General features: G+C 30.6%; 17 protein-coding genes and 1 riboswitch. Of the genes, 11 read left to right on the top strand and 6 right to left on the bottom strand.

What is annotated here, in order from left to right; all coding sequences use genetic code 11:
- Positions 1-474 precede the first annotated feature (474 nt).
- From CA_RS03275 to CA_RS03295, 5 genes are all read left to right on the top strand, one after another.
- Positions 475-2,061 (top strand): WG repeat-containing protein, encoded by a 1,587-nt coding sequence (locus CA_RS03275; protein ID WP_010963921.1) that lies wholly within the window; start codon positions 475-477, stop codon positions 2,059-2,061.
- Between the two features lie 74 nt (positions 2,062-2,135).
- Complete coding sequence (gene ftsH, locus CA_RS03280) at positions 2,136-4,001, top strand: ATP-dependent zinc metalloprotease FtsH (RefSeq protein ID WP_010963922.1); 1,866 nt, start codon at positions 2,136-2,138, stop codon at positions 3,999-4,001.
- Positions 3,956-6,121, top strand: coding sequence for a HelD family protein (locus tag CA_RS03285; RefSeq protein ID WP_010963923.1), 2,166 nt, complete (start codon positions 3,956-3,958; stop codon positions 6,119-6,121). Before ftsH ends, CA_RS03285 begins: the two co-directional genes overlap by 46 nt.
- A gap of 60 nt (positions 6,122-6,181) precedes the next feature.
- A complete protein-coding gene (locus tag CA_RS03290; protein WP_010963924.1) occupies positions 6,182-6,847 on the top strand; it encodes an FMN-dependent NADH-azoreductase in 666 nt (221 codons plus the stop codon).
- Positions 6,848-6,876: 29 nt separating this feature from the next.
- The gene (locus tag CA_RS03295) at positions 6,877-7,749 is read left to right on the top strand and encodes a phosphatase PAP2 family protein (protein ID WP_010963925.1); all 873 of its coding nucleotides are present in this window, start codon (positions 6,877-6,879) and stop codon (positions 7,747-7,749) included.
- 55 nt (positions 7,750-7,804) lie between these two features.
- Here the strand turns inward: CA_RS03295 and CA_RS03300 are convergent, their stop codons facing one another.
- A complete protein-coding gene (locus CA_RS03300) occupies positions 7,805-8,989 on the bottom strand; it encodes a cation diffusion facilitator family transporter (RefSeq protein ID WP_014518855.1) in 1,185 nt (394 codons plus the stop codon).
- Positions 8,990-9,147: 158 nt separating this feature from the next.
- Between CA_RS03300 and CA_RS03305 the strand changes: the two genes are divergently transcribed.
- The 3 genes from CA_RS03305 (at position 9,148) to CA_RS03315 (ending at position 21,130) form a co-directional block, all read left to right on the top strand.
- The gene (locus tag CA_RS03305) at positions 9,148-10,449 is read left to right on the top strand and encodes a M18 family aminopeptidase (protein ID WP_010963927.1); all 1,302 of its coding nucleotides are present in this window, start codon (positions 9,148-9,150) and stop codon (positions 10,447-10,449) included.
- Positions 10,450-10,612: 163 nt separating this feature from the next.
- Positions 10,613-10,798, top strand: a riboswitch (Lysine riboswitch).
- A gap of 94 nt (positions 10,799-10,892) precedes the next feature.
- Complete coding sequence (lysA, locus tag CA_RS03310) at positions 10,893-12,188, top strand: diaminopimelate decarboxylase (protein WP_010963928.1); 1,296 nt, start codon at positions 10,893-10,895, stop codon at positions 12,186-12,188.
- A 329-nt stretch (positions 12,189-12,517) separates the two neighbouring features.
- Positions 12,518-21,130 (top strand): GH36-type glycosyl hydrolase domain-containing protein, encoded by an 8,613-nt coding sequence (locus CA_RS03315; RefSeq protein WP_010963929.1) that lies wholly within the window; start codon positions 12,518-12,520, stop codon positions 21,128-21,130.
- Positions 21,131-21,178: 48 nt separating this feature from the next.
- Here the strand turns inward: CA_RS03315 and CA_RS03320 are convergent, their stop codons facing one another.
- The 5 genes from CA_RS03320 to CA_RS03340 all read right to left on the bottom strand — a co-directional run bounded on the left by CA_RS03320 (position 21,179) and on the right by CA_RS03340 (position 23,556).
- Complete coding sequence (locus CA_RS03320) at positions 21,179-21,733, bottom strand: hypothetical protein (protein ID WP_010963930.1); 555 nt, start codon at positions 21,731-21,733, stop codon at positions 21,179-21,181.
- 14 nt (positions 21,734-21,747) lie between these two features.
- Complete coding sequence (locus CA_RS03325; protein ID WP_010963931.1) at positions 21,748-22,452, bottom strand: LrgB family protein; 705 nt, start codon at positions 22,450-22,452, stop codon at positions 21,748-21,750.
- The gene (locus CA_RS03330; protein WP_010963932.1) at positions 22,445-22,798 is read right to left on the bottom strand and encodes a CidA/LrgA family protein; all 354 of its coding nucleotides are present in this window, start codon (positions 22,796-22,798) and stop codon (positions 22,445-22,447) included. Before CA_RS03330 ends, CA_RS03325 begins: the two co-directional genes overlap by 8 nt.
- A gap of 211 nt (positions 22,799-23,009) precedes the next feature.
- A complete protein-coding gene (locus tag CA_RS03335; protein ID WP_010963933.1) occupies positions 23,010-23,306 on the bottom strand; it encodes a spore coat protein in 297 nt (98 codons plus the stop codon).
- A gap of 19 nt (positions 23,307-23,325) precedes the next feature.
- The gene (locus tag CA_RS03340) at positions 23,326-23,556 is read right to left on the bottom strand and encodes a spore coat protein CotF (RefSeq protein ID WP_010963934.1); all 231 of its coding nucleotides are present in this window, start codon (positions 23,554-23,556) and stop codon (positions 23,326-23,328) included.
- 156 nt (positions 23,557-23,712) lie between these two features.
- Between CA_RS03340 and CA_RS03345 the strand changes: the two genes are divergently transcribed.
- The 3 genes from CA_RS03345 to CA_RS03355 all read left to right on the top strand — a co-directional run bounded on the left by CA_RS03345 (position 23,713) and on the right by CA_RS03355 (position 25,546).
- Positions 23,713-24,069, top strand: a complete 357-nt coding sequence (locus CA_RS03345; RefSeq protein WP_077836351.1) for a ferritin family protein — start codon at positions 23,713-23,715, stop codon at positions 24,067-24,069.
- A 136-nt stretch (positions 24,070-24,205) separates the two neighbouring features.
- On the top strand, positions 24,206-24,631 hold the full coding sequence (locus CA_RS03350) for a hypothetical protein (RefSeq protein ID WP_010963935.1): 426 nt from the start codon (positions 24,206-24,208) through the stop codon (positions 24,629-24,631).
- Positions 24,632-24,865: 234 nt separating this feature from the next.
- Complete coding sequence (locus CA_RS03355) at positions 24,866-25,546, top strand: HEAT repeat domain-containing protein (protein WP_010963936.1); 681 nt, start codon at positions 24,866-24,868, stop codon at positions 25,544-25,546.
- The last annotated feature ends 6 nt before the right edge of the window (positions 25,547-25,552 follow it).

Here is a 25,552-nt window from a genome sequence, read left to right on the forward strand (position 1 = left end):
ACCCTAATTACTCTTCGCTCAACAACTTTAAATCCCTTGACAGTATTATAATGCCCAATAAAATTTTTTATATGTATCATTTTTATAAAATATAATTAAAAGAGAGCTATCCCTCAAATGCAAGTGTCGGTTACATTTTTAGAATAGCTCCCTTATCATAAGATTTAAGGTTATATATAACGCCACACCTAAACAATCCATTTATTACATTATTTAAGCACTTGTTATATACAATATTCAGTGCATTGATTAAAATACAATATAAATAAATTAATGAATAATCACTGAATAACCTTAAATTCTTTGACGCTATTATAATGCCCAATATAATCTTTTATATTCATGAAAATTAAGTTTGTGAGATTGCTATTTTGAAGCTTAAATGTATAAATGTTGAAAAAAAGTAATAGGATATATAGAAAAACTATTACAAGATTTAGGGTATAGTATTTTTTAAAAATGGAGGATGAGAGAATGATGGATAGTAAATTTGAAATTAATAAGCTTCAAGAACAGCTTAAAAGAGATCCCTTTGAAAAGTATGAAGAATATGAAATACGCATAAGAAATGTAAAGTCTGTAATTGTAGGAAAGGGAACTCTTGAAGAGGAGAGCTACGATAAAGATTATGGGTTTTGCTATATAAAAATTGAGTGGTATGGAATTAATTCAGTGGAAAAGGTAAAAAGCGAATATTTTTTTTGTATGATAAGCAAAAGGAATTTAAATGGAGATGTTGATTTTAATAACAAATATGACGTGAGTTGTAAATTTGTATCCATAGGTGAAAAGGTATATATTGATAATGAAAGTTTAAATATAAGTATTAATGGAGAAAATTATAAGATATATTGTGTAAATCTTTATAGACAAGCTTTTGAAAGTAATGAGGAGTTTAAAACTAGAATAACAAATATAAAGCATATACCAATTGGAAGAGTAAAATTTAATAAAAATAATTACGATATAAAAACATACTCGGGTATAGTTGGAAATGAATGGAATGTAATAAAGGAAGTAAGGATACCTAAAATATACAGTCTTTTTACAGCTATCGATAATGTGGCTATAAAGGAAATATGTAAAGTAGATGTTGAATATGTTTTGTATGGGAAGCTTATGTTAATAGATAAAGCTATAAGTATAGATATGGGAAGTTTATTTATAATGATTAACAATAAGTCTGTTCCCATATATTCAATTTGCCTTAATAGTATGTATTTTTATGATGTAAACAAGTTTAAAAACAATATTGAGCATATATCTATGATAAGTGCAGGGAAGGTAAGAATGAATCCATCTAAGTATGATTTTGAAAGTAGTACTTTTCTTGTAGATGTAATATGGAAAAAGTGGGCTGCTCCTTTTGTAAATGACTTATGTTCATTTTCTATAAGCATATCAAAAGAAGATGCAAGTATTCTTTACAAAGGAGGGGGCGTATATGATGTTTATATAAACTTTGAAATCCAGGAAGATAAAATTTCTGTAGATAGCATTAATGTTATTACCTTTAGTAAAAATATAAAACTTGAATATGAAGTTCAAAGTAGTGAAAGTGTTTCACAAGTGATAGATAATGGAGTACAGATACAAAATGATTTAAATCAAGATATGAATATGGAATTTAATTTGATGAGATATATAAGTGATAAAGGTAAGTATGGATATATGGATAGTTCAAAGAGAAAGATTTTAATAGAACCTAAGTATGATTATATAGGAAGCTTTTATGAGGGCCTTGCGAGGGTCAATATAAATGGTAGTTGGGGGTTTATAAATTTAAATGGTGATATTGTTATAGAACCTAAATTTAGTATGGTAAAAGATTTTCATGATGGACTTGCAGCCTTTAGTTTGAAAAAATTTGGCACAAAGAGGTGGGGATATGTTAATTTAAGTGGTAAAATTGTAATTGAGGCTAAGTATTCAGAAGCTGGAGATTTTTACAATGGGGTTGCAAGTGTTAGACTTCAAGGGATTTTTGCTTCTAAAAAGAATATATATATAAGCAGTGATGGTAAAATAGTTAATTACAAACAAATGCTTAGTGTTAAATAAACATATTAAAAAATTATTTATAACATTTAAGGATAAATTATGGTATTATAGTATAACGATGAGGAGGAGATGGGATGTTTGATAATAAAGATTTCAAAGATAACAAGTATAAGTATGCTATTTTTTATACACTAGGGGCAATAATTTTTGTCCTATTGGTTAATTATGCAGCATCCTCAATAAGAACTGAAGAAATAACATATAATAAATTTCTCGATTTATTAAATGCAAAAAAAGTTTCACAGGTTAATATTTCAGATGAAAAGATAATGATAGTGCCAAAAGAGAATGCTGGCTTTCATAAAAAGATTCTATATACAGGTAGAATAGAAGATCCGGATTTAAAAACTGAGCTTAAGAAATCAGGAGCAGAAATAAAGCCAGAGATAAAAAATGATGATCCAATAAAGAATTTTTTAATCACATGGATTTTGCCGATAATACTTCTTGCTTTCTTTGGTAAGATTTTATTTGGAAAACTGGATAAAAAGTTTGGTAATGGAGTTATGTCTTTTGGTAAGAATAATGCTAAATTATATGCAGAAAGTGAAACAGGAAAAACCTTTGAAGATGTTGCTGGACAGGAAGAAGCAAAAGAGTCTCTTGTGGAAATTGTAGATTTTCTACATAATCCTAATAAATATGCAGAAATAGGAGCTAAACTTCCTAAGGGAGCACTTTTAGTTGGTCCGCCAGGTACAGGAAAAACTCTTTTAGCAAAGGCTGTAGCTGGAGAGGCCAAAGTACCATTTTTTTCAATGTCAGGTTCTGATTTTGTTGAAATGTTTGTTGGAATGGGAGCTGCAAGGGTTAGAGATTTATTTGAGCAAGCTCAAGAAAAGGCACCTTGTATAATATTTATAGATGAAATAGACGCCATAGGTAAGAGTAGAGAAAATACACTTGGAGGCTCTAATGATGAGAGAGAGCAAACTTTAAATCAGCTTTTAGCAGAAATGGATGGTTTTGATTCGTCAAAGGGAGTTGTTATTTTAGCTGCAACTAATAGACCAGAGATTTTAGATAAGGCACTTTTAAGGCCTGGAAGATTTGATAGAAGAGTTATAGTAGATAGACCTGATTTAAAAGGTAGGGAGGCTATACTTAAAGTTCATGCTAAAGATGTTAAGATGTCAGAGGATATATCTCTTGAAGAAATAGCAAAAGCAACCTCAGGTGCTGTTGGAGCTGATCTTGCAAATATAGTAAATGAAGCTGCACTTTTAGCTGTAAAGAATGGAAGGAATAAGGTTTATCAGGAAGATCTAGATAAGGCAGTTGAATTTATAATTGCAGGAAAAGAAAAGAAAGATAAGATATTGTCAGATAAAGACAAGAAGACAGTTGCATATCATGAAGTTGGTCATGCGTTAGTAGCGGCTCTTTTAAAACATACTAATCCGGTACATAAAATAACTATTGTGCCTACAACTATGGGAGCATTGGGATATACTATGCAGCTTCCAGAAGAAGAAAAATATCTTGTAACTAAAGATGAAATGATGGATGAGATATCTGTTCTACTTGGAGGAAGGTCCTCAGAGGAAGTTGTTTTTGGAACTATTTCAACGGGAGCATCAAATGATATAGAAAAAGCCACACAAACTGCTAGAAATATGGTTACAATATATGGAATGACTGATAAGTTTGATATGATGGCACTTCAGTCTCAAGGAAGTAGATATTTAGATGGAACTCCTGCTAAAAATTGTAGCAATGAAGTTGAGTATGAAGCAGATAAAGAGGTATTAAGAATTATAAAAGAAGCACATAATAAAGCAAAGGATATTTTAAAGGCGAATAGAGAGCTTCTTGATAGTATTGCAGAAATTCTTCTTGTGAAAGAAACATTAACTGGCAGCGAATTTATGAAAATTGTAAAGGAGAGCTCAGCATGGAAAGAGATGAACGAAATACAGATGGAGAAGTTAACAGATTAATTGAGGAAAAAAATAAGGCCGAGGAACTTGAAAGTGAAGCTTTAAAATTAAAAGGCGTTATTGAGATTATAAATAGGGAAATAATTCAGTATATAAATAAGAAAAAAGAAATCTCACAGTATATAATTGAAGAAAGAGAAAAGACTCTTGAAGATTACGCAGATGATGAAGATAAGATAATAGAATATTTTGATCATGAAAGATATGTTAAGGAAGAAACCTTTAGTATCATATATAAAAGACTTAAAGAATTAAATATCTTATTATCCTCACCTTACTTTGGAAAGATTGACTTTGAAGAGGAGGGTTTAGGAGAAGAAAAAATATATATAGGTAGATTTGGAGTTACACCAAGCGGAGGGTATGAACCTTTAGTAGTTGACTGGAGAGCACCTATAGCTTCTCTCTTTTATACTCCTGAATTAGGGCAAACTAGATATAAAGCTCCAGCTGGAGACGTAACTGTAAATGTAAAAGGTAAGAGGCAATATATAATAAAAAAAGGTAAACTTGAAGGATTTTTTGATTCGGAAGTTGATGTAAAAGATGAAATACTTCAAATGGTTTTAAGTAAAAATACAGGAGATAAACTCCGCGATATTGTAATGACAATACAATCTGAGCAGGACAATATTATAAGGCAGGAAAGAAATAAAATATCAGTAGTAAATGGAGTTGCTGGAAGTGGTAAGACAACTATAGCACTTCATAGAGTTGCGTTCCTTTTGTATAATTACAGAACCATACTTCAAGATAAAATTTTAATTTTAGGACCTAATCCAGTTTTTATGGAATACATAAAAAATGTACTCCCAAGTCTTGGAGAAGAAAATGTAAGACAGGAGACTTTTGTTGATTTTGCACTTGATATACTTCCACTTGATACTTACGATATTATGAGTACTAGAGATTATATGGAAAAAATTCTTATGGAAGATGAAGAATTTATACAGGATGTTAAGCGTAAAACTTCTGATAACTATATAACTGCACTTGATAATCTTGTTTCTGAGATAGAAAGACAATATAAGGATAATATGCAGGATGTGTTTTATGGAGATATAAGAGCAGTTAGCAGAGGAGAAATAGTAGAGCTTTTTACTGAATACTATGAATATATGCCTCTTTTTAGAAGAAATAAAAAAATAAGAAGAATAATTTTTAGTAAGCTTAAAGACATAAGAGATGAGAAGATTAGGCAAATACAAAAGGAATATGAAGAGGCAGTTAAGAACAGTACTTCTGAAGAACTAAATTTGCAGGGAAATAAGCTTATGTTTCAGAGAAAGCTTAAAATACGTGAAACTCTAAGGCGACTTATGGAGGCTAAGAGATCTCTTACATGGCTTGATAACATTGATGTACTTGAAATTTATAAAAGGCTTAACGGTGACAAAATATATACTATAGATGACGTAGCACCGCTTATGTATATTAAAATAAGGTTAGATGGAGTAAAACTTGAACGTGAGGTAAAGCATGTAGTTATAGATGAGGCACAGGATTATAGTAAACTGCAGTTTATTGTGATAAAGAAACTTACAAATTGTCTTGGCATGACTATTGTTGGAGATTCAAATCAAAGATTGATTCCAAAATTTGATGAAAAAATTGCTATGGAAAGAATGGATACTATCTTTGAAGATATGGATTTTGAAATGTTTAAGCTTGACAAAAGCTATAGATCAACTAAGGAAATAATGGAATACGCCAATAGATTTTTAAATGACACGAGTATAATTCCAATGGTTAGAAGTGGTGAGAAGGTTCAAAGTTTATCCATTAGCAGTGAAGATGAATTTGTAGATAGGGTTACTTATGCCATTGACGATATGAAAAAAGAAGGAATTGAAACAATAGGTGTAATATGTGAAAATATGCATGACACTAAATATTTCGGTGAACTACTAAAAAGCAAAAAGTATATAAATATAATAGAAAAAGAAAATCAAATTTATACAGGTGGAGAGACAGTTATGCCTTCTTATTTTGCTAAAGGATTAGAGTTCGATGGTGTAATTCTTGTAAGTAGAGAAAATAAAGAGAATAAAGATAGGGTTTTATATGTTATGGCTACTAGAGCTCTTCATAAATTGTATGATTTTCATATAGAGTTTTAAGGTGTACCTCCAGAATAATTTTTACCTTTAAGGGTAAAAATACTTTTGGAGGTGTTTTAAATGAAAAAGTTACTATATATTTCTGTGAATACAAAACCGGAAGGAATGTCCGCAAGTAAAACTGTAGGAAGAGAGTTTGTGGATAGATTTGTACAGAATTATCCAGAGTATCAGCTTATAGAACATGATATATGTAATGAATATATCCCCGAGCTAGATCATAGATTTTTAAATGATAATGGAGATATTGTATCAGGAAATGACTACAATTTATTAAGTGACAATGACAAAAAAATAGTGGATAGGATAAATGATCTTTGCAATGAATTTGTAAGTGCAGATGTATATGTAATTGCATATCCAATGTGGAGCTCTCTTTTTCCTCCAAGGCTTAAAATGTACATTGATTGTATTGTGCAAAATGGTAAGACTATAAAAATTTCAGAAGATGAATCTAGTGGACTCTTAAGCGATAAGGAGAGAAGTGTTCTTTGTATACAATCTTCTGGAGGTGTATATCCTAAGATAATTTCATGGAAAATAAATCATGGAATTAATTATCTTCATGATATTTTTAGACATTTAGGAATAAAAAAATTCGAAAAGCTTCTTGTTGAAGGAGTAGATGTTCAGGACATAGGAAAAGAAAAAGCCGTAGAAAAAGCTTTTGATGAAATTGATGAATTAATAGATAAAATGCAGGTTAGAGATTTTGTAAAGCAGTGAGTTAAGTATAATGAAATGGGGGGTTAAGATTGCTATTTAATATTTTAACTGGAGAGTATAATATAGTCATAATAAAATTTTTACAGCAATTCTCTAATCCCTTTTTAGATAAAATTGCCCAAGCGGTTACCATGACAGCAGAAGAATATTTTCTAGTTGGATTTATAGGAATAATATATTTATGTATAAATAAGAGGCTTGGATATATAATGGCATTAACAATCTTATTTAGCAGTACAATAAATTATTATGTCAAGTGTATTTTTAAGATAAAAAGACCTATAGGAACCCAAGGTGTGAGGTCTCTTAGACTTCAAACAGCAGATGGATATTCTTTTCCAAGTGGACATACCCAGGGGGCAGCTGTATTTTGGGGATGTTTGATCAAAAATATAAGAAATAGATATATAGATATGCTTGGTTATGTAATGATATTTTTAGTCGCTATTTCAAGAATTTATCTCGGAGTTCACAGACCAATAGATGTTATAGGTGGATTTGTATTTGGTATTTTGTGTGTAGGAATTTTTAATAGAGTATTTAGATTAAATGTATATAAGAAAAACTTACTTATATTTATTTTAGTGATTCTTCCAATGCTTACAATTACCATATATATAGGAGATTTTAAATTATATGAAGAATTGGGGTCTATTCTTGGGCTCATAAGTGGTCATAATATTCAGGAGAAATACATAAAGTTTAATCCTAAAACTAATATAAGAAACAATTTAATAAAAATTATTATAGCAGTCTTAGGAATTTTAATCTTGAAGAATATTTTAGATTTTATTTTTCCTCATACTAGATTAATTTCTTTTATAACTTATTTTTGTATTTTGTTTTGGATTACTACCGGTAACCTATGGATTATAAAGAAAATAGGATTGAATGGAGTTTAAAAAACTAATTAAAGGCTAGATCATAAATAACTTGATCTAGCCTTTAAAATTCTTACTAAATACCAGAATAATCTCTATCAACGGTAATTACGCAATCGTAATGAGGATGTCTCCTTATGATTTCACTTTTAATATCATCACCTAACTTACTGAGCTTTTTTTCAGATATATCAACATCAAAAGGAACAACGATATCAAAAATTAATTTCTTATCTTCACCATCACCAACTATTCTAAAATCATGAAAAGATTGAACCGATGGGAAATCCTTAAGTATCTTTGAAACATACCTTTTAGCTTCACTTACTTCTGGAGATCCTATTAAGAGAGGATCCATATGAATAACCACAAATATATCAAGCTCTTCTGATATCCTTTTTTCTGTTTCATCTATTTTGCTGTGCAGAGTCATAATAGGAATATTATATGGAACCTCAGCATGGAAAGAAATCATGGTTCTTCCGGGTCCATAATTATGAATTATAAGGTCATGTACTCCTAAAATAACATCGCACTTAAGAGCCATTTTTTTTATAGACTTTACAAGGTTAGGGTCAGGAGCTTGACCTAAAAGAGGATCTATTGTATCCTTCATTAAGTTTACGGCTGACCATATTATAAGAGCACCGATTAAAACACCTACATATCCATCTATAGATATAGTTGAAAAAGCGGATACTAAAAGTGATAAAATAACACTTGAAAGTATATATACATCGTTAAGCGCGTCAGCTCCAGATGCTTTTAGAGCTGAAGAGTTGATTTTTTTACCGATATTTTTGTTAAATAAGCTTAGCCATAATTTAAGAGGTATTGCAATTAGCATTATTATAAAAGAAATTAGATTAAAACTTACTGGCTCAGGTGATAGTATTCTTAAGAATGAGGTTTTTATGAATTCAACACCTACGAGCAAAATTATTGCAGATACCAGTAGGGCAGATAAATACTCTACTCTTCCATGACCAAATGGATGCTCTTTATCAGCAGGTTTATTTGATAGCTTAAAGCCTATAAGGGTTATAACAGAAGCACTGACATCTGCCAAATTATGAAAGGCATCAGCTATAACAGCTATACTATTTATAAATATTCCGATGGATAATTCTATAACAAACAGAATAAGATTTACTATAAGACCCATAATGCTGCTTAAAATACCGTAATTTTCTCTAACTTTTTTATTGCTTATATTGCTGTAATCTTTAATGAATTTTGAAACTATGAATTTAACAAGCACTTTATCACTCCCTACATGTATAAACATTATGATACCATAATTAAAACCATATTTATTATAACATATAATAATGATGTACTGGAAAAAAATAAATGCATTCTGTATACTATAAATAAGGAAAAATGATAATAATAATTTTATAATTGGAGGTGCGACTAATGAAAAATGAACTTGAGTTTGCAAAAAAACTAATAGATTTTATATATGATAGTCCATCACCATTTCATTCAGTTGACAATATTAAAAATACACTGATAGAGAATGGTTTTGCAGAGATTAAGGAAGAAAATAAATGGGAACTTAATAAAAATGGTAAGTATTTTGTAAAGAGAAATGATTCGGCTCTAATAGCATTTACTGTTGGGTCTGGCTTTGTTGCAAAAAAAGGGTTTAAAATAATAGGAGGACATACAGATTCACCCACGTTTAGGATAAAACCTAATCCTGAAATGGTTTCTGAAAATTCATATATAAAGCTCAATACAGAGGTATATGGAGGACCAATATTAAGCACATGGTTTGATAGACCCCTTTCTATAGCAGGAAGAGTTACAGTAAGAGGAAAAAGTGCTTTATTTCCGGAAACAAAACTATTGAATATAAAGAGACCTATACTTGTTATTCCTAATTTAGCTATACATATGAATAGAGATGTAAACAGCGGGTTTAAAATTAATCCACAAGTTGATACTCTACCTATTATAGGAATTATAAATGATAAATTTGAAAAAGAAAATTATCTTATGAAAATTATTGCAAGTGAACTTGGAGAAGATATTGAGAACATAATAGATTTCGATTTGTTTTTGTATGAATATGATAAGGGATGTATTATGGGAATAAATAATGAATTTATATCTAGCAGCAGATTAGATGATATGGAGATGGTTCACGCAGGATTAAATGCTTTAGTTAATGCTAAGTGTTCAGAAGCTACCAACGTTTTGGCTTGCTTTGATAATGAAGAGATAGGAAGTGCTACAAAGCAGGGAGCAGATTCACAGTTTTTGTCAGATATACTTGAGAGAATAGTTTTATCCTTTGGTGGAGATAGAGAGGATTTCTTTAGAGCACTTCATAATTCATTTATGATATCATCAGATTCGGCACATGCAGTTCATCCAAATAAAGGAGAAAAAGCAGATCCAATAACAAGGCCTCATATAAACGAAGGTCCAGTTATAAAGATAAGTGCGGCTCAAAAGTATACTTCAGATAGCAATTCAATAGCTGTTTATGAAGAGGTATGCAGGCTCTCAGGTGTTCCTTACCAAAAGTTTGTAAACAGATCAGATGAAAGAGGTGGAAGTACTATAGGACCAATAACAGCTACCCATACAGCTATAAGAACAGTAGATATAGGAACACCACTTCTAGCTATGCATTCAATAAGAGAGTTGTGCGGTACATTAGATCATATGTATGTAGAGAAGTCTTTTGAAGAGTTTTATAATTTATAAGCAATTAATATTGTATATTTAGTTTTTGTGTGATACAATTAAAAAAAATAATGTAGGAATAACTGTTACATTTTGTTTTATATAAGATTTCAGGATTATACTTATAACGGAAATACTTTATAAATCACAATGTTAATATTCCATTGCATTATATATATTAATAACCTTTTGTAGAGGTGCTTTAAGTCAAGAGTAACCGTTTGGAGTTGGCAAACTTAGATGAACGGTAAAAGGGGCTTTTAGCCGAAGCATTTAGATTGGCAGATTTATTTGCTGGCTTTTCATACAACATATGAATGGCTGTCACTTTATTAGTTAGTTATTAGGTAAGTGGAGCGCTACAAGGTACACAAGATTGCATTTATTAGCGGCAAGGGTGTTCCTTTGCCGCTTATTTTTATAAAGAATATTGTGGCGCAAAAAAAGATAAAGAGGTGTTTAAAGTGAAACTATTTGGCAGCATGCATGAAGAGAACAACGAATTATATATAGGGGGGATAAGCTCAAAAGAGCTCGCAAAGAAGTATGGAACTCCTCTTTATGTAATAGACGAGAAGCTAGTTAGACAAAATTGTAAAGAATATTATGAGAATTTCAAGGTTAAGGAGAAAAAAAATAGAGTTGCGTATGCGGGAAAGGCATTTTTACCAATTGCAATGTGTCAAATCATAAAAGAAGAAGGGCTTAGCTTAGATGTAGTTTCAGGGGGAGAGCTTTATACTGCTTATAAGGCAGGCTTTAACATGGAAAATGTACTCTTCCATGGAAACAACAAGACCATAGATGAGATGGAAATGGGGGTAAGATTAAATGTTGGAAGGTTTGTAGCGGACAATTTCTATGAGATAGAAAAAGTAAATGAAATAGCTAAAAAGATGGGTAAAGTACAGAAGGTATTTTTAAGAATAACACCAGGAATAGAAGCACACACCCATGAATATATAAAAACTGGACAAATTGATTCAAAGTTTGGTTTCACGCTAAGTAATGGGGATGCCCTTAAAGCTGTAAAAGAAGTTTTGAATTTTCAAAATGTTGAGTTATCTGGGCTGCACTGCCATATAGGATCTCAGATTTTTGATATAGCGCCTTATTTAGAAGAAACAAGAGTTATGCTGGCATTTATAAAGGAAATACAGAAAGAAACAAATTATGAAATAAAGGAGCTTGATTTGGGAGGTGGCTTTGGCATTTACTACACAGAAGTAGATAAGCCGAGAGGTGCTGAGGAATTCTGTAGTGCAATACTAAAAGAAGCAGAGGAAAGCTCAAAAAAACTAGGGGTAAAGTTGCCTAAACTAATAATAGAACCTGGAAGATCAATAATAGGAAATGCTGGATCAACTCTTTATACTGTAGGTTCTATAAAGGAAATACAGCATATGAGAAAATATGTATCTGTGGACGGTGGAATGACTGATAATATAAGACCTTCTCTTTATAATGCTGAATATGAGTGTGAAATTGCAAACAAATTTAATGCTTCTAAGGAAAAGGTAACAATATCAGGTAAGTGCTGTGAGTCAGGAGATATACTAATAAATGATGTAAATATATCAGAAGTAGAAAGCGGAGATATTTTAGTTGTATCTACTACAGGGGCGTATGGATACTCTATGTCTAATAATTATAATAAAATTCCTAAAGCAGCAGTAGTTTTAGTATCGGATGGTAAGGAAAGATTAATATGTAAAAGAGAAACCTACGAGCATATGCTTTCAAATGAAATTATGATTTAAATTAAAGATATTAATTAAGGTTTATAGCATGAAATAAAAATTCACATAGTGAATATAAATAAGCTGGGGGGCTTAAATATAGAATTAAGTTTGCTCTCTATAAATTGGGGCATAGGGATCAAACTTTTGTTGAAGTACAGAAATCGGTTAGTCATAAAATATAGGAAAATAGAGGGGTAAACTATTTTCCTATAGGTGACAACCGATTTTTTATTTTTATAATAATAAACTAAAAATTTTGTCTATTACTTTCTGATTAAAAAAAAATATATAGGGGAATAATAATCGAAGTTAGGTAATGAGTATATTTGCTGAAAGGATTGATTATTATGCTTTATGTATATATTTTTCTTCTATGTCTAATTATTTTTCTTATATACATATTGAGAGATATAAATAGAAAGAAAAGTTACAATCATAATGGAAAGATAAATTTGCATGAGGATTTTCACAATGATTATTTAGATGCTATAAAAAAATATAATAGTATGCCTAAAAGAAAAAGCAGAAGTGTACTTATAAAAAAACTAGATAGGAGTTATAAGGGACTTCTAAGGGGATATGAATATTTTGATAGAGAAATAAGAAATAAGAAAGAGATAGTTCCAGCAGCGGAATGGCTTCTTGATAATTTATATCTCATAGAGAAAGAGTATAAAGATATAAAACATAATATGCCTGAAATTTGTTACAAAAAATTGCCTATTGTAATTGAAGGAGCTTTTAGGGGGCTTCCAAGAGCATATTATCTTGGAATGAAAATAGTAAACAAGTTGGACGGAAAAATAAGCGAGGATACTGTTGTTTCGTATGTACATGAATATCAAAAAAAGTCGATACTAACAAGTTCTGAGATTTGGGCACTTCCACTTATGTTTAGAATGGCAGTTATTCAGAATATAGGTAGAATTACTGAGAGCATGGTATTTGCTCAGAATGAAAAGGCAAAAGCTGATAAACTTGGATACGAAATAATAAATTCTGGAAACGCAAACTCTGAGAAAATAAGGAAACTGCTTAAAGATGAAGGAATAATGACATCACATTTTATTGAAAGATTTATTAAAATTTTAAGAGATAATGGTGTTGATAATAAGGAGGTTTATGATTATATAGATAGAAAGCTTGAAATGCAGGAAACAACAACTAGCGAAATGGTAGTATTAGAGCATCAAAGGCAGGCTGAATTTCAAGTATTAATGGGAAATTGTATAAATGCTATAAGAGAGATTGAGGCTTTAAATTGGAAGCAATGTTTTGAAAAATTGAGTATTGTAGAGAGTATACTTAAAGATGATCCATCCAATATCTATAAAAGTATGGATTTTTCATCTAAAGATTACTATAGACACAATATAGAGAAAATTTCTAGAAGAATGAAGATTCCAGAATCTTTTGTAGCTAGGGCCGCTGTAAGGTGTGCACGTGAAGATGATTCTGAAAGTGATATAAAAAAGCACGTTGGGTATTACATAATAGATGAAGGAATTGATAGATTAAAAAATAAAATAGGAATACGTGAAAAAGGAATAAGTAGAATAATGTCAACTTTAAATAACCATAAAGTTGGAGTTTATATATGGATAAATATACTTGGAACTATTGCTTTATCACTCTTTTTACTTTACCTCATTTTTAGAGGAACAAATGAGTATAGAAACTGGATTTATGTATTGGGCTTTTTAGCAATTTTGATTCCTTGTTCAGAGATGGTTAATTCTGTACTTAATTGGAGTGTTAATCATTTAACAACTCCGAAGTTTGTATGTAAGATTGAATTACCTAAAGGTATACCTGATTATGCAAAAACAATTGTTGTAATTCCAGCTATTATAAATAGTGCTAGAAAGGCCAAAAATTTAATTGAAAATCTAGAAGTTTATTATTTGGCTAATAAAGAAAAAAATCTTTATTTTGCTCTTTTGGGCGATTTTAGAGACAGTAATATCAAGACAGAAGAATCTGATTATAAGATAAATAAAGTTGCTTTAAGGGCGGTAAAGGATTTAAACAAAAAATATTGTCAAAATGAAAGGGAAATTTTCTTTTTTCTTAATAGAGAGAGAAAGCTTAATACCAGTGAAGGTAAGTGGATTGGTTGGGAGAGAAAAAGAGGAAAACTCATGGAATTCAATTCACTTTTAAGAGGAGATAAAAATACAAGTTATAACGTGATAAGTGGAAGTTTAAAGGAGTTGTATGATGCGAAATACATAATAACACTTGATGAAGATACTAGGATGCCAAGAGATACAGCTAAAAAGCTTATAGGAGCCATGATACATGTTCTCAATATACCTGTAATAAAAGAAAATAAAGTCATAAGAGGATATGGAGTTATGCAGCCTAGAGTAAATATAAATTCTATTAGTGCAAATAAAACCATTTACTCTAAAGTTTTTTCAGGAGAAGCAGGTATTGACACATATAGTACTGCTGTCTCGGATGTGTACCAAGATTTGTTTGGCGAGGGTATCTTTGCAGGAAAGGGAATATACAATATAGATGTATTTCAAACTATGCTTAAGAATCAAATACCGGAAAATAGAGTTTTAAGCCATGATTTGCTAGAGGGAGCTTATACAAGATCAGCATTAGTTACAGATGTTGAGTTTATTGATGGCTATCCTGCTTATTATACTTCAAGTAGTAAGAGATTACATAGGTGGGTTAGAGGAGATTGGCAATTAGTAAGATGGATATTTCAAAAATCACCTATAGATACACTTTCTAAGTGGAAAATTTTTGATAACTTACGAAGAAGTCTTATAGCTCCAGCTATAATTATACTGATATTGTTATCAATAACTTTGCTTCCGTATAGTTCTGATAAATGGCTTGCTGTAGCATTTTTATCATTAATATTTCCATGGCTTTTTGACGTTTCAGAAGTTGCTATATCACCTATACGAGGTATGAATTTATCTGGAAAACTTGTTGGAAGTAAAATTGTAATTGAGCAGATGTTTTTGATATTTAGTTTTCTACCATACAAAGCTTGCCTGATGGTTGATGCTATAGCAAGAACAATATATAGATTAACAATAAGTAAAAAAAATCTACTTCAATGGCAGACATCAGCTGACTCAGAAAATTTATCTAAGAAAAGCTTAAATAACTATATAAATACTATGTGGATAGGAAGCTTAATAGCGGTTATAATTGGCATTACATCCTTTTACAAAAATGTTACAATTGGGTTAATAATGTTTCCGCTAAGTATACTATGGTTTATAAGTCCATTTACTGCATATTTTATCAGTAAGGAAAGTGAAGGTACTCAAAATATAAGTACGTCAGATGTAGAATTTTTAAGGTTAACTGCTAGAAAAACTTATGCTTATTTTGAGGATTTTGTTAATGAAGAGGGCAATTTCCTTGCACCAGATAATTATCAAGAATATGAAGATAAGGGAGTTGCGTTTAGAACATCTCCAACAAATATGGGAATGGGATTAACTTCAAACTTAGTAGCTTATGATTTGGGATTTATCGGAATATTGGAGTTCTGTGAAAGAATGGATAAGATATTGGGCAGTATGGAGTCTCTTGAAATGTATAAAGGACATTTTTATAATTGGTACGATATAAAAACTAAAGAACCATTGAGACCAAGGTATATATCCACTGTTGATAGTGGAAATTTAATAGCATATTTATGGCTTATAGATAGAACAATTGACGAGTTCATAGCATCTCCTATCTTTAATTTTAACTTGAAAAAAGGTCTAATTGATACTATGAATTTAGCGGATGAGGAAATAAAAAATACATCAATTCAAATAGATGGATATTATGAGGATTTGAAAGGTCAATTAAGGGATGAAGAATTCAGTTTAAACGGGTTCTACATAATATTTTCTAGGGTTCTAGAAAAAGAAGCATATGTAGAAGGAAATGTAAATTCTGAAAAGTTGTATTGGAATGTTAAGCTCAAGAATAGTGTTATTAGACTGAAAGCTGGATTTGATAAGTTAATGCCTTGGATAGATGGTGTTAGTCAAGGCGAAGAATATATTTTCGGTGATTTAAAAGAAGCTACTTTAAGAGTACCTCTTAGAAAATTACCTGAAAAATTGGAAAGGATAAAAGATGCTGTAGAACATAGGAAGAGTAATACTGTAGATGAAAATAGAGAAAACTATGGAAAGATGATAAATTTACTGGGTACAGCTAAAAGAGAAATTGAAGAAATTATTAAAAAATTAACAGATATAAAAAATAGGGTAAATAAAATGGCTGAAAATGCTGATTTTAAAATGCTTTTTGATAAAAGGCGTGATTTATTTTCAATAGGGTATGATATTGAAAGTGATAGTTTGGGAAAAAGTTATTATGATCTCTTAGCATCTGAGGCAAGACAGGCAAGTTTTATAGCAATTGCAAGGGGAGAAATAAATCAAAATCATTGGTTTAAACTAGGAAGATCAATAACTAATGTGGAAAAAGAAAAGTGTCTTGTATCTTGGAGTGGAACTATGTTTGAATATCTTATGCCTATTATAATAATGAAAAACTATCCAGATACGCTTTTAAGTGAAACATATAGATCAGTTGTTGAAAGTCAAAAAAAATATTGTAGAAAAAGAAAAATTCCATGTTGGGGAATTTCAGAATCAGCATATTCAGAAGTAGATAATAAAAATAATTATATGTATAAGGCCTTTGGAGTTCCAGGAATAGGACTTAAAAGAGGACTTTCAGATGAGTTTGTAGTATCGCCTTATTCATCTGTAATGGCACTTCAGGTTGATGTTAAAGGTGCAATAAGTAATATGAAAAATCTTTTAAAAGAAGGCGCTGGGGGAAGATATGGATTTTATGAAGCTATTGATTACACTAAAGAAAGGCTAAGAGGAGGAAAGGATAAGGCTATAGTAAAGTGTTTTATGGTTCACCATGAAGGAATGAGTTTGATGTCTCTAGATAATGTTATAAACGATAAGATACTTCAAAAAAGGTTTCATAGCATTCCAAGGGTTAAATCAGCTGAGCTTCTTCTACAAGAAAGAGTGCCAAAGAGGATTATATACAATGAAGAGAGGGCATTTGAGATTCCAGAACTTAAGGAACAAAGGCAGAAAATAGTAGAGAGAAAGTATTCAACAGCTAAAACTAAATTTCCAGAAGTTCAGATTTTATCAAATGGTACCTATTCTGCCATGGTTTCAAATAGTGGGAGTGGTTACAGTAAGCGCGATAAAGAATATATATACAGATGGAGAAAAGACTCCATAGAAGAAAGCTATGGAATGTTCTTCTATATAAGGGATTTAAACAATAACAAATGGTGGAGTGCTGGATATGAGCCTTGTCAGGATGAAGGTGATAATTATGAAGTCACTTTTTCTATTGATAAGGCAAAGATTAAGAGGGAAGATGAAGGCTTAATTACAAGTACTACAATAACTGTTTCAAATGAAGAGGATGCAGAAATAAGAAAGATGTCTATAAGAAATAGAAGTAATACAACTAAACTTTTAGAAATAACAAGTTACATGGAGGTTACAGCGGCTCCTTTTGATGCAGATTTAGTTCATCCTACCTTCAGTAATTTATTTGTAAGAACAGAGTTTGAACCACAATATGGATGTTTGATTGCTTCACGAAGAAGAAGAAGTGAAAAAGAAAATAAAAGCTATGTTATGCACTCGATGTTTACGGATGGAGACGTAAATGGAAATATTCAATATGAAACTAGTAGAATTAACTTTATAGGAAGAGGAAGAGATGTTCATAATCCAGAAGCTTTAAATTCTCCGCTTAAGAATACAATTGGAGATGTGTTAGACCCTGTTATGAGTCTTAGAAGAAGAATAAAATTGCAGCCAGGAAAAACAATAAATATTTCATATATAACTGCAATCTCATCGTCAAGAGAAGAGGTTTTAGAGATTGCAAAAAAATATTCTTCTCAAAGTAGTATAAGAAGAGCATTTGAGATTACAACCACAGAAGTAAAAATGTGGATGAAGTATTTAAATATGATGTCCTCAGAAGCAAATTTGTATGAAATGATGGCATCTAAAATATTATATCTAAGTGAAAACCTTAATATGAGATCAGATTATATAAAAAATATAAAGAAATCTCAACCAGCGCTTTGGGGATATGGTATTTCAGGTGATGTTCCAATAATGCTCTTAATTGTAAGAAATGATGGAGATATTGGTTTTGTAAGGCAAATGGTAAGAGCGCATGAGTACTTTGAAATTAAAGGATTAAATGTCGATTTAGTAATACTGAATCTCATGGAAAATTCCTACATCCAAGCATTCCAGGATACAATAAATAGTTTTATAAATCAAAATATAGTTAGAACGAAAAAGGATAGGATAGGAAAAATATTTGCATTCAATAAATCATTAATGCCAATAGAGGATATGGAATTGCTAATTGGTATTTCAAAACTTGTAATTGATTCTGATAAAGGTCTAATAGTAAGTCAGCTTAAAGTTCAAGGTAAGGAGTATAAGGAAATTGAAGATATTAAAGTTCATGAAGTTCATTATAATATAAAAGATTATAAGTTCAAAATTAATTCACTTAGGTTTTTTAATGATTATGGTGGATTTGATGAGGCTAACAATCAATATGTAATTATTCTAAATGACAATAAGAATACTCCAGCACCTTGGATAAATGTTGTGTCTAATGAGAAATTTGGTTTTCATGTATCTGAAAGAGGATCAGCGTATACTTGGTGTGCAAATAGTAGAGAGAATAAGATAACCCCTTGGAACAATGATCCTGTGTCAGATGTTTTAGGAGAAGCACTTTATATAAGGGATGAAGTTACAGGAAGGTATTGGAGTATAAGCCCTGAGCCAGTTAGAGACAATGATGATTATATAATTGAACATGGTTTTGGATACAGTAGTTTTAGCCATTATAAAGAAGGAATAATAGGTAAAATGACAATGTTTGTTCCTATGTATGATAATGTTAAGCTTATAATTGTAAAGCTTAAAAATAATACTGAGGTTGATAGGAACCTGGCTTTAGCCTATTATGCAAGAATGGTTTTAGGTGTAGTGGCAGAACATACTGAACAATATATTTCTACAGATATAGATTTGAAAAATAAAATAATTTACTCAAGAAATCCCTACAGCACAAGCTTTGGTAGCTTAAATGCTTTTCTTAAAATATATGGGGGAGAAGACGAAAGTTTCACAGGTAGTAGAAGAGAATTTATCGGAAGAGGAAATAATCTTCACATACCACAGGCAATGAAAAAGGCTAGGTTATCAAATACAGCTGGAAGTGGAATAGAACCGTGCATGGCTGAAAAAGTAAAAATTACTTTAAAACCAAATGAGGAAAAGGAAATAGTAATAATGTTAGGTGAAGAAACTTCACTAGCACAAATTAAGAGTGTAACAGATAGATATTCTTCTATTGAAAATTCAGAAAGAGAGCTTACAAATACAAAAGAATATTGGAAATCTATTTTGAATACTGTTGTTGTAAACACGCCCGATGAGAGTATGAATATAATAATGAATGGATGGCTTATGTATCAGCTTATATCCTGTAGATTATGGTCTAGAACTGCTTTTTATCAGTCTGGAGGAGCTTATGGTTTCAGAGATCAGCTTCAAGATACTATGCCACTTACCTTTGTTAGACCAGATATGACAAGAAAGCAAATTCTTATCAGTGCATCAAGACAGTTTGTAGAAGGAGATGTTCAGCATTGGTGGCATCCAGTTGTGGATAGTGGTATAAGAACTAGATTTTCGGATGATTTATTATGGCTTCCTTACGTAACTATAGATTATATAAAGGGAACTGGTGATTTAAGCATCTTAGATGAAGTTGTTCCTTATATAGAGGATGAACCACTAAAAGAGGGTGAAGATGAGAGATATAGTCTTACAAAAGTTTCAGATAAGACAGGAACGATATATGAACACTGTATAAAGGCAATAGATAAGGCTCTTAAATTTGGAATTCACAATATACCTCTTATGGGAAGTGGTGACTGGAATGACGGAATGAACACTGTAGGTAATAAAGGAAAAGGTGAAAGTGTATGGCTTGGATGGTTTTTATATTCCATTCTTCAAAATTTTAAAGATATAGCAAAATTGAAGAATGACGATTACAGAAGCGGAAGGTATTTAGAATTAAGTGATTTTATACGAGAAAGTATAGATAAAAATGCATGGGATGGAAATTGGTATAGGAGAGCTTATTTTGATGACGGTACTCCTCTTGGTTCAGCACAGAATGATGAATGCCAGATAGATTCGTTGTCACAGTCCTGGGCACTTATATCAGGTGGAGGTAAAACTGATAGAGCTAAGGTAGCAATGCAGTCAATTGAAAAGTATCTTGTAAAGGAAGACAGAGGAATGATATTACTTCTAACACCTCCTTTTGATGATTCTAAGTTAAATCCAGGATATATAAAAGGGTATGTACCAGGAGTTAGAGAGAATGGAGGTCAATACACTCATGCAGCTACTTGGGTAATACTTGCTATGACAAAGTTGGGTGAAGGTAAAAAGGCATGGAAATTATTTAATATGATAAATCCTATAAATCATTCAAGATCTTTCTATGATTGTCAAACCTATAAGGTTGAACCTTATGTAATGGCAGCGGATGTTTATGCAAAAGAACCCCATGTTGGAAGAGGTGGTTGGACTTGGTACACAGGTACTGCTGGTTGGATGTATAGGGTTGGACTTGAGGGTATACTTGGATTAAAACTAAAAGAAGGTAAAGGTTTTACAATTGAACCATGTGTTCCAAACAAATGGTATTCCTATAGCATGCAATATAGACATAAGAACAGTGTATATCATATAGATGTTAGAAGAGGAGATAAAAGAGAAATTTTACTAGATGGTAAAGTAATGGAAGATAGAATAATTCCGTTTTTGGAGGACGGTGATCATAAGGTTGATGTTATTATAGAGAAGAATATATAGAAGTTAAAATTGCGAAGCTCTCAAGACAAGAGCTTCGCAATTTTAACTTTACTTTGGACTTAGCTTATTTATTAAGAATTTAAAGTTATCTTCTGCTAATAACTCTTTTTTATTAGTATCTAAAATCTTCTCATCGTAGGTGTTTATGTTCTTTTCAAAATTATCTAGGGCTGAATTTATAGCCTCCTTAAAAAGTGGAATCAAACTTATTATTTTGCTTAGCTTATCTACATAGGTATCATCGTAAAGCCTAAAGCAATGAAATGAGTCTGAGGTCAACCTACCATCATCAAATATGTAAATATATCGAGCGTTTTCTTCAGGTAAATTTAATTCTATTTTATGTTTGTATAACCTAAACGAAGAAGAGGATTTTTTTACGTATACAGGGAATATTATAGAAAAAAGTGAAGATATTTTATTTTCTTCTTCTACTAATCCTGTAAAATCATTTTCGTAAAGTTTTGTTATAATTTCATCAGTGAAAATTGAATTCTTAATTGCCTTGCCTAGTTTGACTCTAAGGTTTTGTTCTCTTTCGCCAGCAAACAAATTGTCTATAGAACTAAACAATTTATTAATTGGATTCTTTTTATTATTCATAAATAATCTCCTTTTTACTTAGTAAGCATTAAAAATAAATGCCATATAAGAGGAGCTAAAAATACGGTGATAATTCCTGAAAGTGCCATAGTTAAACTACTCATTGCTCCTTCTGTTTCACCTATTTCCATAGCCTTTGCAGTTCCAACTGCATGAGAGCATGCTCCCATAGCTATACCCATAGCTACTTTATCTTTAAACTTTAACAGTTTATATAGAAATGGTCCTACAATAGTTCCAAGAATTCCAGTTATTATAATTGAAACAACAGTAATAGCAGGTATGCCACCAAGCTGTCTTGATAGCTCCATTCCTATTGGTGTTGTTATGGACTTTGGAAGCAGTGATTCTGTTAAAGCATCAGAAAAGTTAAATAATCTTGAAAATAAAATTATATAAATAATTCCGGAAGCAGCGCCGCATAAAATTCCAATGATTATTGGTAAAGCATTCTTTTTGAATAACGAAAACTTCTTATAAAATGGCAAAGCAAGAGCTACTGTAGCTGGTGATAAAAAGAAGGAAATTAGCTGTCCACCTTTATTATAATCAGTATATTTTATATTAAACTTTAGTAAAAAAGATATTAATATAATAATAGAGATTAAAAGTGGATTAAAAATTGAAAGCTTTGTTTTTTCCTTTAAAAATTCTCCTATTAAGTAAGCTACCAAAGAAATTAGTACACCGAATACTGGAGAAGTAACTAAACTATTCACGGGTAAGCACCTTCCTTAAAAAATTTACTACGTAAGCTGTCACAATCCAGACTAAGATTGTAGAGATAATCACTATAGTCATTAATTTGAGCCACTTTCCTTTAAGTATTCCAAAGGATGTCATAAGACCCACTCCGGCAGGAACGAAGAAAAATGACATATGTGATATCAAAACATCGCATATATCTTCAATCATTTCTACTTTTATTATTTTTGTATAGAGTGCAAGAAATAATAAAATGAGTCCTAAAACAGTTCCGGGGATAGGAAGGTTGAATACTAGTTGGATTATTACACCAAGAAAGTACGCACTTAAAATAATCATTAACTGCTTTAAGTATTTCAAAATATCGCCTCTTTTGTTTATGGATTTTATACAACTTCATAAATATATCACATTCTTTTGTAGAGAACAATAATATAAAAAAGCATGTAATCGTTACAAAAAAATAATAACGATTACATGTTTTGGTGTTTTAGTTATAAAATTTTAATTAGAGATAATTGAATATATTTCAAGATGAGAAGATGTAATTATGTTAAATTATATGCAATATTTACCTGTTTAGATTCAAAGAGGTTTCAGTTGATTTCATATCAGTTTTATATTGTTCTTGCATATTATAGGGATGGTAATAACCGTTTGTCATCATGTAGTTCAATATTTTTTCGTGGCAGTTTATACCTTCATCAAGATGTTTCCTTAAAATAGCTCTTACTCTAGGTGTAGCTGTTTCAGTTATAGCTACAGCATAGTTTTTTACTCCAGACTTAGTTGAAATTAAGAAGTCTGTTGCCACGACGTGATCATTAAGCACATCCATTCCCGTTATACTTTCTAAAACACTATTCATAGTAGGACCTCCTTTTTAATTATTGATGCATAACACCTTCTGGAGAACACATATCCGAATCCTTTATAAGTTCTTTAAGTTCTCCTATTTGTCTTTTTGTTGTACTGATGTCATCTTGTAAAATTGACTTTAGGTTGGGATCAGAAACTAATCCGGTCATGACAGTTGTTTTTGTTAAACACAAATTTTTGAATGTTAAAAGCTCATGTAATTCCATTGTTTCATGTACTCCGAGTTTAGGTTGTTGCATAAATATCACCTCCATCATTTACTTCAAGTTTATATTTTGCATATATTATATAAAATATGCAAAGAATTTGATATAATAAGATACATTTTATAACTTAAAAAAGGGGATGAAGAAATTATAAAAGAGGATATTACAAGTAAAGAAAGAAAAAAATTAATAAAAGCGCAGCAGGGAGAGTTAGATGCTGTAATAGTATATAAAAAACTATCATCTATACTAAAGGAAGAAGAGTATAAAAAAACATTTTTGAGCATTGCTGCTGACGAAGGAAAACATGCAGCAATACTCAAAAAGTATACCGAAGAAAAATTGATACCTAAAAAATTAAAGGCTAATTTTGTGTATATCATTTATAGCATCTTTGGACTTAAATTTACTCTTGGTATTTTAGAAAAAGGTGAATTTAAGGCTGCTGAAGCATATTTACCTCTTCAGGATAAATTTAAGGCTATTAAAGAGATACTTGATGATGAAAAAAGACATGGGGAACTTATGAATAATATGAAAAAGTAGTATTATTATGTAATATAAGAATAAGGTTCTAGGAAAAGTTAAGCTATACTTAATTAATTCTTGAAAATAGCATATCAATCATTTAAAATTGTAGAGTATTAAACAATTTTAAATTATACAATTTAAGGAGTTAATTATGAAAGAAGCACTAAAGAAGTACAATTTACCAATAGTATTTGTTATAACATACGTGTTTGGATGCGTATTTGCAATGCTTTGTCAAAACACTGCTGGAGAAGTAATTATGAATCTACTTATTTTTGCTCTTATAGTATTAGTTATTTATGCAATTATATTTAATTATGTAATGTATTCAAAAATGAGTTTTGGTCAAAATTTTTTGTATATCTTGTTTTCAAGCATTATATATATTTTTGGCTTGATTTTTGTAATGATTTTATCAGCTGTTATAGGAGATAGTATCAATAATTCCAACGATGATTTCGGTTTCTTGCTTATGATGTTTGGTACAAGTTTTACAATGGGAATTTTCTTTGCATATTTAATACCTATAGTTCCCAGCGCTATAGTAAAGCTTTTGTGTGGACATGAAAAAAAGTAATAATGAAAGTTGAAATTAATTTTTTAGATTAAAAGTAATATTTAATGAAATATACCATTGGAGTATGCTATAATTTATTAGTAAAAATCGTTAGTTATAGCTAATGCCTTTAAAAAGCTAATATAACTAACTTTTAATAATGTTTGATAAGTATTTTCAGCATATATTTATAAGTGCTATAGTGTATTTTTATAAATATATTAATAGTTTTATAATAATGAATGAGGTATTTATATGGAAAAGTACTTTAATAAGTTAGACGAGATTGAAGAAAAAGAAGAGTTTAATGAATATGATTTTGAAGTTTTAAAATATTTCTCGAGAAATTCTAATAGTGATGTAAGATGTAGAGTAGCTGAAATTTTATTTTCTAAGGTTAATAAAGAGGGAGAAGAAATATTAATTAATTTGATAGATGATAAGAATGAATTAGTAAGAATAAATGCTTGTGATTCACTTTGTAGCAGTAATTCACAAAAGATTCTTCAGCTTTTAAAGAGTAAGGTTTTAGAGGATAAAAGCTATTTGGTAAGAGGCTATGCATTAGTATCCATATCAGAGATTGCAGTCAGAATAAACCACGATATAAGAGAATTTCTTATATGTGCACTTGAAAAAGAAGAGGTTAAGTGGGTAAAAATTAACTTTTATAAGGCTTTGTATATGGTAGGAGAGACTACATATTTAAAGCTACTTATAGAGGAACTAAATAACGAATACCACGGAATTAGGTGCGCGGTTGTAAATATATTAACCGAAATAATTTCTCGAGAAAATCTTGAAGTTATAATGAAAGCTTTAAAGAAAAGGCTTAAGGTTGAAGAGGTAATGTCAGTTAAAACGGAAATAGAGGATTTTATAGCCTTAGAGCCTGTAGTATTGGAACACAAAAGAACGTCAATGAAGACACTATAGTATATT

This window comes from Clostridium acetobutylicum ATCC 824 (assembly GCF_000008765.1).
Taxonomy (GTDB): Bacteria; Bacillota; Clostridia; order Clostridiales; family Clostridiaceae; genus Clostridium_S; species Clostridium_S acetobutylicum.

Bases quoted from the DNA above. Each gene is read 5' to 3' on its own strand.
- CA_RS03275 (WP_010963921.1), top strand. From the start codon at position 475: ATGATGGATAGTAAATTTGAAATTAATAAGCTTCAAGAACAGCTTAAA.
- ftsH (WP_010963922.1), top strand. From the start codon at position 2,136: ATGTTTGATAATAAAGATTTCAAAGATAACAAGTATAAGTATGCTATT.
- CA_RS03285 (WP_010963923.1), top strand. From the start codon at position 3,956: ATGGAAAGAGATGAACGAAATACAGATGGAGAAGTTAACAGATTAATT.
- CA_RS03290 (WP_010963924.1), top strand. From the start codon at position 6,182: ATGAAAAAGTTACTATATATTTCTGTGAATACAAAACCGGAAGGAATG.
- CA_RS03305 (WP_010963927.1), top strand. From the start codon at position 9,148: ATGAAAAATGAACTTGAGTTTGCAAAAAAACTAATAGATTTTATATAT.
- CA_RS03315 (WP_010963929.1), top strand. From the start codon at position 12,518: ATGCTTTATGTATATATTTTTCTTCTATGTCTAATTATTTTTCTTATA.
- CA_RS03320 (WP_010963930.1), bottom strand. From the start codon at position 21,733: ATGAATAATAAAAAGAATCCAATTAATAAATTGTTTAGTTCTATAGAC.
- CA_RS03335 (WP_010963933.1), bottom strand. From the start codon at position 23,306: ATGAATAGTGTTTTAGAAAGTATAACGGGAATGGATGTGCTTAATGAT.
- CA_RS03340 (WP_010963934.1), bottom strand. From the start codon at position 23,556: ATGCAACAACCTAAACTCGGAGTACATGAAACAATGGAATTACATGAG.
- CA_RS03350 (WP_010963935.1), top strand. From the start codon at position 24,206: ATGAAAGAAGCACTAAAGAAGTACAATTTACCAATAGTATTTGTTATA.
- CA_RS03355 (WP_010963936.1), top strand. From the start codon at position 24,866: ATGGAAAAGTACTTTAATAAGTTAGACGAGATTGAAGAAAAAGAAGAG.